General features: G+C 57.1%; 9 protein-coding genes. 4 read left to right on the plus strand and 5 right to left on the minus strand.

What is annotated here, in order from left to right; genetic code table 11:
- Positions 1–55 precede the first annotated feature (55 nt).
- The 3 genes from SIC19_RS14350 (at position 56) to SIC19_RS14360 (ending at position 2,761) form a co-directional block, all read left to right on the plus strand.
- Positions 56–787, plus strand: a complete 732-nt coding sequence (locus SIC19_RS14350) for a DsbA family protein (RefSeq protein WP_127401824.1) — start codon at positions 56–58, stop codon at positions 785–787.
- 209 nt (positions 788–996) lie between these two features.
- On the plus strand, positions 997–2,007 hold the full coding sequence (locus SIC19_RS14355; protein ID WP_075194440.1) for a rhodanese-related sulfurtransferase: 1,011 nt from the start codon (positions 997–999) through the stop codon (positions 2,005–2,007).
- A 19-nt stretch (positions 2,008–2,026) separates the two neighbouring features.
- Entirely contained in the window at positions 2,027–2,761 is a 735-nt protein-coding gene (locus SIC19_RS14360; protein ID WP_041335563.1) for a YdiY family protein, read from the plus strand.
- Positions 2,762–2,768: 7 nt separating this feature from the next.
- On the opposite strand, the gene SIC19_RS14365 is transcribed toward SIC19_RS14360, so the two are convergent.
- The 5 genes from SIC19_RS14365 to SIC19_RS14385 all read right to left on the minus strand — a co-directional run bounded on the left by SIC19_RS14365 (position 2,769) and on the right by SIC19_RS14385 (position 9,287).
- Positions 2,769–3,716: a YbgA family protein gene (locus SIC19_RS14365; protein ID WP_127401823.1), complete on the minus strand. Its 948-nt coding sequence runs from the start codon at positions 3,714–3,716 to the stop codon at positions 2,769–2,771.
- A gap of 92 nt (positions 3,717–3,808) precedes the next feature.
- Positions 3,809–6,025 carry a glycosyltransferase gene (locus tag SIC19_RS14370; protein ID WP_127401822.1) on the minus strand — a complete coding sequence of 739 codons (2,217 nt, stop codon included), beginning with the start codon at positions 6,023–6,025 and terminating at the stop codon, positions 3,809–3,811.
- Positions 6,022–7,080, minus strand: a complete 1,059-nt coding sequence (locus SIC19_RS14375) for a lysylphosphatidylglycerol synthase transmembrane domain-containing protein (RefSeq protein WP_127401821.1) — start codon at positions 7,078–7,080, stop codon at positions 6,022–6,024. Before SIC19_RS14375 ends, SIC19_RS14370 begins: the two co-directional genes overlap by 4 nt.
- A 65-nt stretch (positions 7,081–7,145) precedes the next feature.
- Complete coding sequence (locus SIC19_RS14380; RefSeq protein WP_127401820.1) at positions 7,146–8,198, minus strand: DUF6160 family protein; 1,053 nt, start codon at positions 8,196–8,198, stop codon at positions 7,146–7,148.
- 423 nt (positions 8,199–8,621) lie between these two features.
- Complete coding sequence (locus tag SIC19_RS14385) at positions 8,622–9,287, minus strand: GntR family transcriptional regulator (protein ID WP_127401819.1); 666 nt, start codon at positions 9,285–9,287, stop codon at positions 8,622–8,624.
- 351 nt (positions 9,288–9,638) lie between these two features.
- Between SIC19_RS14385 and SIC19_RS14390 the strand changes: the two genes are divergently transcribed.
- Positions 9,639–10,466: an OmpA family protein gene (locus SIC19_RS14390; RefSeq protein ID WP_127401818.1), complete on the plus strand. Its 828-nt coding sequence runs from the start codon at positions 9,639–9,641 to the stop codon at positions 10,464–10,466.
- Positions 10,467–10,540: the final 74 nt, after the last annotated feature.

Consider the following 10,540-nt stretch of genomic DNA (forward strand, 5'->3'; position numbering starts at 1 on the left):
TGCTCATTACCGCGTGAAAACGTCCACGAATGAATAAACAATAAGGAGCTCTACCATGGGCGAGGCAAAAAGAAGAAAAGAGACCGGCGCACCGCCGCCCAACAGGAAGAAAGATCGTAAGTCGTTGTATATCGGCATCAGTGTCATCGTTCTTGTTTTTGTTGCGGTGGGCGTATTTTTCCTGACCGCGAGCCCGGCCCCCACCTCGGATGAGTTGCCGGTTGCCGGCCCCAATGCCGACCCGTTTCCTGCCCAACTGGATCGCTTCGGCGTCTCCGTTGGTGACGAAGACGCACCCGTGGTGGTGCGGGAGTTCGCAGACTACCAGTGCCCCGCCTGCGCGCGTTTTTCGGACGCCAGCCAGCAGTTGAAACAGGAATACGTGGAGTCCGGCAAGGTGCGGTTTGTGTACTTTGATCTGCCACTCCAGCAGCACGACAACGCCATGCCAGCGGCACAGGCCGCTCGTTGCGCGGGTGACCAGGATGGCTACTGGGCCATGCACGACAAGTTGTTCGACATGCAGACCGAATGGAGCGGTTCCAGCAGCCCGGTTGATACCTTTAGCCGCTACGCCGAGGATCTGGGGCTTGATGACCGCCGTTTCAGTCGGTGTATGACCACGGATCTCCACGTCGAAGAAATCGAGCAGAGCCGTCGAGTGGCCATGCAGCTTCGCGTTACCAGTACCCCAACCGTGTTGGTGGACAATATCCGCCTGACCCGCCCCGGATGGGGGCAGTTGTCGGCGATGGTTGAGCGGGAGCTGGCCGGTTCCCAGCGATAATACGGCGACAGGTTCTCCCTGGAAAACTTCCGTACGGCGGGAGTTTTCCAGGCCGAAAACTGCAGCGCCGGGCATTGTTAATGACGTCCCTGTAACTCCCCGTAATACTCTCCTTCGTCCGTATTCGTTAGAATGGCTGCCTCGCGCCCGTCGGCGATTATCAACCATGCTCCGGATTTACGGTCCGGCCCGCAGGAGAAACCAGACTCATGAGCCAGGATGTTGTTGTCTGCGCGCTTTATAAGTTCGCAGTTCTGAATGATTACAAAGCCCTTCGTCAGCCATTGCTGGACCTGATGTTGGAGAAAGAGGTGCACGGCACATTGCTGCTGGCTCGTGAGGGCATTAACGGCACCATAGCCGGCAGCCGTGAAGGTGTGGATGCCATTCGCGACTGGTTGGAGGCTGACCAGCGGTTCGAGGGCATCGACTACAAAGAATCGTTCGTCGACATACAGCCCTTCAAGCGAACCAAAGTGAAGCTCAAGAAAGAGATCGTCACCATGGGAGTGGAGGGCATTGACCCGAAACGGATCGTGGGTACTTATGTGGATCCCAAAGAGTGGAATGATCTTATTTCAGATCCGGACGTATTGGTGGTAGACACACGCAACCAATATGAAGTGGAGATCGGCACCTTTGAGAATGCCAGAAACCCGGCCACAGATACGTTTCGTGAGTTTCCGGAGTATGTGAAAGAGAACCTGGACCCTTCGAAGCACAAGAAGGTCGCCATGTTCTGTACCGGTGGTATCCGCTGTGAGAAATCCACGGCGTTCCTGAAGGAGCAGGGGTTTGATGAGGTCTACCACCTGAAGGGCGGTATTCTCCGGTACCTCGAGGAAGTCCCGGAATCACAAAGCCTGTGGCAAGGGGAGTGCTTTGTATTTGATGACCGAGTAACGGTGAACCACAAGCTGGAACGGGGTGAGTTCGATCAGTGTCACGCCTGCCGCCGGCCGATCACCGAGGAAGACAAACAGCGCCCGGAGTATGAGCCGGGCGTGAGTTGCCACCGTTGCATCGATTCGTTGACGGCGGAGCAGAAAGCCCGTTTTGCCGAGCGTGAGCGGCAAATGCGGTTGGCAGAACGGCGCGGCGAAGCCCATGTAGGTGGCGCAGCGGCGCGCATTGTAGCGGAGCGTAAAGCCCGGAAAAAGGCGGAGCGGGAACAGCAGGCCCGCAAGAGCGCCATGGGAGAGCGTTGCGCAAAATCCTGACAATAATCAAGGAGATTCCATGCAGTTCAGAGCAACCCTGGCGATCATTACTCTGACGGTATCGCCGACGATGGTCGTTGGCGCTGAGTTTGACAATTGGGAAGGTGAAGGGGAAGCGGGTGTGCTTGTCACGTCCGGCAACACCGAGGAGACCAATATCAACGGCCGTCTGGGCCTACTCCACGAAGTTTCAGAGTGGCGGAATACCGGTGATTTTCGTTCATATTATTCCGAAACCGATGACACCACAACGGCTGAAAAATACAGCGCTGAAGTGCAGTCTGATTACAAGTTCGAGGGCAGCCAATACCTGTTCGTACGCGGAGCGTATGAAGACGACCGTTTTTCCGGGTATGACTTCCAGTCCTCGTTGACCACCGGTTACGGTAACCGGGTCTGGCAACGTGGCAAGCGCTCTTTTCTTGATCTGTCTGTCGGTGGCGGTTATCGGTTTAACAGGCTCGAGGAACCGGAAGCAGACGGCAATCAAGAGGAGGAAGAAGCCATCGCGCGCTTGGCAGGAAAGTTCGACTACGCCCTCTCTGAGACTGCGTTGTTTCGTCAGAAGCTGAGTGCCGAAATCGGCTTGTCGGAGAACAACACCATCAGTGAGTCGGAAACATCCATACAGGCAACGGTTGTGGGTAACCTGTCAATGAAGGCTGCGTATCTGGTTCAGTATGTTTCAGATGAGCCTGAGGGCTCCGAAGACACCGATACTCAGGTGTCCGTGTCACTGCTCTACGGATTCTGACCAGGCGTTATACTCGATTCCTGAGCCCCAGCTCATCCGGGTAGGGGGTCAGGTATTTCTGGCTGCTGAGATAGTCCACCGGCTCCCGCCGCTGGGCCATCCGTAGCAACGTCATGGGCACCACCAAGGGCACCTCGCCCCGGTGGTAGGCGTCTATCTGCTCCATCAGTACCTGCCGGTCTTCGTCTGCCATGGCATCCCGCAGATAGCCCATCAGGTGCTGCATGGCGTTCACGTGGGAACCCCGGCTGACGCGCTGGGTCATCGCTTCCATGAACGACGAGATGTATCGGTCAGCAATGTCTTTCAACGGTTCTGATTTCAGGTCGCCGAGCATCGGCCCCAACTGCCGATAGATCTTCTCGGAATGAGCCAGTAGCTGGAACTTGTGGCGGGTATGGAACTCGATCAATGCACGGGCGGTGAGGTTGTCGCCAGCCACGTTCTGCATCCAGTCATCGTAGGCAAATACCCGCTCTATAAAGTTTTCCCTCAGCATGTCGTCGTTCAGACGGCCCTCTTCTTCCACCGGCATCAGCGGGTAGCGACGAATCAGTGCCTCGGCAAACAGGCCCCGGCCATCCCTGCGGGTGACATTGCCGTCTTCATTGTGCACCTTGATGCGCTCCATGCCGCAGCTGGGAGACTTGGCCATCAGGATGTAGCCCCGCAAATCCGCCAGAGTCGGTAGAACCTGGTCGATAAATCCCTGCATGGCATCCGTATGGTCCGCCGTGCCTTTGGTTTCGATCAGCTTCAGGCCGTCGTGATATTCACGCAGGTGAATGGCGGGCCGGGGCACACCGAGGCCCGCTTCCAGCTCCGGGCAGATGGAACGAAACTCGAAATGGCGGGAAAGTACCTGGGTGCAGAAGCGGGAATGCTTGTGGCCGCCATCATGGCGAACTTCCTTGCCCAACAGGCAGGTGCTGATGCCAACGGGAATACCTATCACTGTCAGTCTCCGAATCGAAAAAGATCCTTTAAAGTACGCTTTTCCAGTTTAAACCGATCATCTCCGATGTTAAAAACGGCGTGGTAAGTCACTCAGCGGGAGGCTGATCGCGCCAGGGTCAGGGCGTAGATTTCCCGCATGTCCCGGGCAAACTGCTCGACGGAATAGTCCGCCGCGAACGTCAGTGCGTGGTCGGCCAGTTCCTGACGCAAGGCATCGTCTTCCAGCATCTGTTGCACTCGCTCACACCACTGGTCCTGTTTTTCCGGCGTTTTGAAGCCGTTGTAGCCATGGCGCACCACGTCCTCGATGCCACTGGAACGCACCGCCACCACCGGTAACCCGGCTGCCATGGCCTCCAGGATCACCATGCCCTGGGTTTCGGATTTGGAAGCAAACAGGAACGCGTCGCCCAGGTGATACCAGGTGGCCATATCGTCCGGCGGGATGGAGCCGACGAGTGTAAAGCAATCCTGAAGTCCCAGCTCATCAATGCGCTGCTGCAGTCGTTCGTGCTGGTGCCCTTCACCAATCATCAGGAACCGGAAAGGGCGGTCGGTGCGCCGGCGAAGCTCCTCAATGGCATCGATCATGAAATCAATGTTCTTCTCGTTGGACAGCCGCGAGACGCTGACAAACACGGTCTCATCGCTGATGCCCAGGGAGTCCCGTAGTTTGCGAACATCACCGTCGTCCACTTCCTGAAATGTCTGGTACTCAATGCCCGTAGGCTGCACGAATGTGGGGCTTTTCACGCCGATCATCCGCAGGTACTCCTCGGTGGAGTCGGTGGGCACAATCACACCATCGCATTTGTTGGCGAAGCGTTTGATCAGCTCGTGGGAGATCAGGTTGCGGAACAGATTGCCCGGCAGCGGCACGAAATGGGCGTAGTGCTCAAGTCGGGTGTGGTAGGTGTACACCGCCGGTACTTTCAGGCGCCGGGCCACGAACAGCCCCAGCGAGCCCAGCCAGATGGGGTGGTGAATGTGGATGATGTCGGGTTTGAACGCTCTCACCTGTCGGCGGATCCTTGCCAGGAAGACGTTGGCAAGGCGGAACTCCCGTTTCTCCCCCATAGCCAGCAGGGACGGCACCCGCACCACGTCGGTTTCCTCGGTCGGTTGGTCGCGATAGCGGGGGCAAACGATGAGGATGATGTCCCCCAGGGTTTCCAGGCCTTTGCGCAGGCGTGCGATGGAGATGGGCACGCCGCCAATGAACGGCAGGTAGTTGTTGGTGAACATGGCTACCCGCAAGGGTTTCGACAGCCAGGGCTGGGGGTCCAGATCGTAGTCCGGGTAGTAGTCCTTCGCCACGAAAATGGCGCTGTACAGCTTGGTGCTGATCAGTACGAACACCGCCACCAGCAGGATGAAGTTGATGTAGCCCACATAGAACAGGGAATAGATAAAGAACCAGAGCGATTCCAGCGTGCTCAATACAGGGTGCTGTCTCGCCTCCAGGCGCGCCATCGAATGGCTGATTTCGCCGTCGTCGTTCACGTCGATGCGGACATAGTGGTAGAAGCTGGTGTCGTTGTTCAGCACCAGCCCGCCCGCTCCGCCGGTGGTGATGAAGCGTGTATCACCCTCGACCTGATCGGCATACAGCGAGAGGTTGGCGGAGAACACCATATCAACATCATGGCGGTCGATGGCGTCCAGCAAGGCCGTTCTGAATTCCGGGGGTTGCAGGAAATCATCGTCCTGCTCGAAAGGGGCTTCCTGATCCGGGTGGAGCAGTGGGTGACCGATGAAGAGAAAGCGCAGCCGGTTGGGCTCCTGGCTTAACAGATCATTCAGCCAGCGGATCTGCCATTGCCAGGGCGTCTTGCCGGTGCTGTCGAGGAAGATCAGGCGGGCGCCGCCGGCCTTGATGCTGAAGAAGTGAGGGCCGAAGTGGTCGTAAAATCGGTAACTGCCGAAGTTTTCGTACTCATTCTCGCCGAACGTCAGCAGGTAGGGAATCTCCAGATGGGAGAGTGTGCCCTGGATGGCCCGGTACTTGTCCTCGCCGCCGCCACTCACCGCGTTACCGGCGGACACCATAAAATCCACGCCGGACCGGTTGAGGGCCGGTATCATGCGTTCCTCGAACACGCCCACGGAATTGTTGATATTGCCCACGACCGCGAAACTGAAACCGCCGTCATCGGAGAGCATGTCGTGGATACGGGCGACCTGTTCCGTGTGCAGGGCCTCGAAATCCGGCTCGAACAGGTTCAGGTAGGCCTTGTATCCGATCAGCAGTACAACGATCGTCAGGCTGATGTAGAACAGCACTTTTAACGGGTGACGTCGCTTCATTCGGATGCCTTCCTGTTTCTCACCAGTTCCCGTTGCAGTATCACCAGGCCGACCAGCATGCCTAGGTAGATGGTGATGAATCGCCAACTGATGGTTACCAGCACCAGGTGGTTGGCTGTGAGTATGTCCCGGAAGAAACTGCCGAACACCCCTTCCGAAATGCCAGACGCACCGGGTGTGGGTGAAAAGTACATCACAAAAGTTGTGACCACCAGCAGTCCCGTGCTCACCAGGTAGTCTACCTCGTAATCCAGTGTTGAGATCAGCAACGCTGGAAAACTGAAGAGACTGAGCAGGAACACAAAGGTGAACAGCACCGATAGCGCAACGAACCGTTTGGGGCCTCTGAGGTAGTCGCCAAAGCTGTGGGAGAATCGCATCATCTCTCGCTTGGCCTTGAACTGCCAGCGTCGATGCCGGCGTTCACTGATCAGGTGAAACCGGTGCAGTGAGCTCAAAAGCCGGGCCAAGGGTGCCATCAGCCAATGGGTGCGGAACAGCACCACCATGAAAAAGCCGAGGTACAGGAGGATCAGCACGGCGAGCACCGGCCCCAGTTCACCGACCAGGGGTTGATTATCCAGAGCGCTGAGCGTGAGCAGGAATACCGGTGTGAGGGAAAAGATAAAGATCACCGCGATCACGGTGCGGATGGTGGTGGCCGCCGTGGCGCGGCCCACCGGCACGCCATGATGCTGGAGATACCAGATTTGCGCAAAGCCGCCCCCGGTGGCCATGGGCGTCACATTGGAGAAAAACAGGTTGATGAACACCAACCGGAAAATCGCCGGGAAGGGCAGGCGGTGCCCCAGCGCCCGCAGGGTGAAGTGCAGCCGCAGGCCGTCAGATGCGAAATAAACGACCAACAGGCCAATGATGGAGGCGAGCGCTTGTGGTGAGACCAGGCGCGTGTCGAAGGTTACGCTGCGCCCGGCAAACTGGTCGTAAACCGCGTAGAGCCCGGCGGCGGTCATGGCGATGAATATCAGGCTGAATACCGTGAGCCGGCGCCAGGACGCGCGCTGCTGATAATCTTGATCCGGGATGTTGGTCATGGACTGCCCGCCGTTAAGAGACGGGCAGTTTACTGTTGGTGGCGGGGGGCTTGTCCAGTGTCTTGCTAGTGGCCATACACCATCATGGTGGTGTTTTTAATGGCAAAATCCGTGAACTGTACGGAGCCGATACTGGTGCCACCGACTTTGAACACCGGCATATCGATGTCTGCCCGGAAATCCACCTCATGGATGGAAAGGCCTTCTTTGCCAGAAGCGGCGCTGGTGCCGCGGGAGAGCTTCGCCGTGGCACTCGCCATGCCAAAGTGGCCCAGGGTGTCATCGCCCCGGCGGTTGTGAATCTGCAGCCCTTCAATACCAACGGCAGCGAAGTTGAACAGCAGAATCAAATCGGCGGCGTCCCAGTCCAGGCTACCGTCGGTGATCTCAAAATGGGTATCCAGTTGCAACTCTGAGCCTGAAACGACGTTGCCATTGGTCAGTGTGCGGGTGTTACTGCCCTGGTTACGAATCACCAGATCAGTAGGGCCGATATAACCCTGCAGCATGATATTGGAGAACAGGCTGGCAGTGCCGCCGGAGCCGGTTGCTTCAACACTGTCTACGGCCAGCTCGAAATCCACGGCCTGCAGGTAATCGTCCAGGCTGGTCGGGTCGCCGTAATCTGTGGCACCCAGGTGAATCACCAGGTCACCGCTATCGAACTGTTTGCCGTAACCACCACCCACGGCATAGCGGGCGAGGGCATCGGCCACATCCGGATTGGAGACATCCAGAAGGCCGGCGTCGGCGCGGCGGGCAATCTCGGAGAAGCCGTATTCAAGCACCTCATCCTGGCCGGCAATGTCCAGCGTCAGCTTGAGGTTGTCCAGCACTGTATCGTTCTGACCGGACAGGCGAATGCCATTGACGTTCAGCGAGCCTTCATCCGTCCAGCTCAGGCGGTCCATCTCAATCTTGGTTTCCATCTCGATGGTGACGCCTGTCTGGCCAGTGACGTTGCCCAGGGTACTGTCGTCCAGTGGGCGAAAGTCGGCCATCACCGGCAATGCCGACAATGCCGACAATGATAGACTGGCGGTCAGGCTCAGGGTAAAGAACCTGCGCAGGGCAGGTTTGAATGGTTTCAGGCGCTTGCGGGCGTTTCGACGTGTCATGGTGGCCCCGGATCGTTGTTGTTATGCCGGCTTCAGACCGGTCTCAGTCATTGTGTAGCCGCAGGGGACAACCTGACCAGCGCAGCGGACTTAGGAGTTTGTTACAGACTGTTACGATAGGTGGGATAGGGACAGGAGTCTGTGAGTCAGGTCACAGACTAGTGTCCCGTTTGGCTAATTCGCTGGCCTACTGCGCGGCGCTGGGGCTCCTGGCCAAGGCGCCAGTGCGCAGGTGTGGTGGCTCCACATCAAGTGCTGGCAACACAGGCCTGGGGCCCTAGCGCCGCGCCCTTCGGGAGCCACTGAGAGCCTTGATAGCAGTGTTGCGCTGACTCGATTTGGAGCCACCAAACCTTCGCCATCGCGCCTTGCTATCAAGGCTCTCAGTGGCTCAGTAGGTCAGCGAATTAGCCAGACGGGACACTAGGCCGAAGGGGCCAAGGCCTGGTGAATCAGCGCCTTCTGGTGAGCGCCGAAATCCGCCACCAGTGCCTCGGATTCACCAGCATCCCGCGCCAGGATGGCATTCGTCAGATTGGTAAAGAAACGGCCGGTACGGTCCAGATCCTGCCGGTATCGGTCTGCACTCAGATAGTAAGCCCGGCTGACAGCGGGCTTGAAGTTGGTCAGAGCCTCCGTGAGGTAGGGATTGCCGACGACTTGGCAGCAGACGCCCATTACTTCAAAGCTCGCTTCCACAATGGCCGTGATATTGGCGTCCTTGCGCTGCATCTGGCCAGTGACGTGTCCAACCGCTGACAACAACGCGGCTTTGTCCTCTTCCCGCCAACGCTCACACAAATGCCGCGCCAGCATGATTAACAGGTGCATGTACACGTCATAGAGCTCTGAGGCATGCACCGCATCCAGCTTGGTGGCCGACGCGCCCTTACGTGGGGTGATCTCGATCAGGTGCCAGCGTTCCAGGGTATATAGGGCCTCTTTCACAGATGCCCGGCTTACCTTCAGTTCCGTGGCGGTCGTCGCCTCCTGCAAACGCTCTCCGGGTTTTATCTGCCCGGTCATAATGCGCTCGGCCAGATAGTTGGCAATCTGCTCGGCGAGGGTGTTGGGGACCTGGAAATCCATGGTTTAAAAGGCCTTATTATCGTCCAGACGCAAAAGTAGCACTATATTAATGGGCTGGCGGAAGAGTTGATACTGGGTTGCGAGAGAATTTGCCAGGGAGTTTAGGGACAGGCATTGCCGCGTGGATAACAGACTGAGTTGAACCTCGCTGTTTGTTTGCTTGGACGTAAACGCTGATTTGGTAGAAATCGTGTTTACCTGCTAGCTTAATTGTAGTGAATCGACTTTCAACTTGATGATAGTGATTATTCCGCTTCATGACTCTTGTCATGGAGGTCAGTGGAATGTAATTGATTTATGAGTTGTTGCTTTGCTTCTTAATGAGAGAAGCAAAACAGTAAGGAGGCATGGATGAGCCCCACCAGATTTTTGTCTGTTCCGAACTTAGTCGTCGGCCTTGTAGCGATACTCTCGTTTTCAGCGAATTCCGCAGAATCACCTTTCCCCGACGAAGTTGTCCAGCCTACCGAGCTAGGGGCGACGCCGCTACGCCTTGGGCGTGATTACAGCATCCTGGATCTTGGAAATATTTCCTCTGAAATGTCTGGCAGTCAAGTAGAGGCGTTGTTGGGGCCTCCTGCTGACCGTACCTCCCATGGCAACCTTTCCCACTGGCACTATAACGTCAACTTTTCCATCGCAGGCGGTGACAGTGAACTGGTCTGCCAATACAAAATCGTTTTCAGGCCTGATGGAACAGTCGAGTCGACTCACTGGCGCCGACACACGTGTGAGAACCTGGCTCAGACATTGACCGTCCCGCCACCGGCGGAGGCGAAGCCTGAACCGAAGGTACAGGTAGTAACTCTCTCCGCAGATATTCTCTTTGGTTTCGGTGAGTCGGAACTGACCTCCCAGGGCAAGGACCGTTTGCGAGAAGTCGCCGAAAATCTGCAGGCCGCCTATCAGAACCCGATGGTCACGTTGATCGGACACACGGACCGGCTCGGCTCTTTCGACTCCAACATGGGCCTCTCTCAGCGCCGGGCTGAGGCGGTGCGACGTCAGTTGGCGAAATCCGGCCTGAGTAATAGCGCAATGATCGCTGAGGGGCGAGGCGAGACGGAGCCTGTTGTGGTCTGTCAGACCGATCAAGTGGAAGAGCTGAAGCAATGTCTTCAGCCGAATCGTCGAGTTGAAATTGAAGTTTTCGAGCGGCGAGTCGGGGATAGCTCTTAACGAATAGCGTGAGGGATAGAAGGTGCTACGAAGAGGCTAGTTGAGCTTCTTTGCGTATTTGTTAGTGGGGGGGA

The sequence above is a fragment of the Marinobacter sp. MIT930201 genome, from assembly GCF_047122665.1.
In the GTDB taxonomy this organism is placed as follows: domain Bacteria; phylum Pseudomonadota; class Gammaproteobacteria; order Pseudomonadales; family Oleiphilaceae; genus Marinobacter; species Marinobacter salarius.

Coding starts and splice junctions, on each gene's coding strand:
- SIC19_RS14350 (WP_127401824.1), top strand. CDS start 56: ATGGGCGAGGCAAAAAGAAGAAAAGAGACCGGCGCACCGCCGCCCAAC.
- SIC19_RS14355 (WP_075194440.1), top strand. CDS start 997: ATGAGCCAGGATGTTGTTGTCTGCGCGCTTTATAAGTTCGCAGTTCTG.
- SIC19_RS14360 (WP_041335563.1), top strand. CDS start 2,027: ATGCAGTTCAGAGCAACCCTGGCGATCATTACTCTGACGGTATCGCCG.
- SIC19_RS14370 (WP_127401822.1), bottom strand. CDS start 6,025: ATGAAGCGACGTCACCCGTTAAAAGTGCTGTTCTACATCAGCCTGACG.
- SIC19_RS14375 (WP_127401821.1), bottom strand. CDS start 7,080: ATGACCAACATCCCGGATCAAGATTATCAGCAGCGCGCGTCCTGGCGC.
- SIC19_RS14380 (WP_127401820.1), bottom strand. CDS start 8,198: ATGACACGTCGAAACGCCCGCAAGCGCCTGAAACCATTCAAACCTGCC.
- SIC19_RS14385 (WP_127401819.1), bottom strand. CDS start 9,287: ATGGATTTCCAGGTCCCCAACACCCTCGCCGAGCAGATTGCCAACTAT.
- SIC19_RS14390 (WP_127401818.1), top strand. CDS start 9,639: ATGAGCCCCACCAGATTTTTGTCTGTTCCGAACTTAGTCGTCGGCCTT.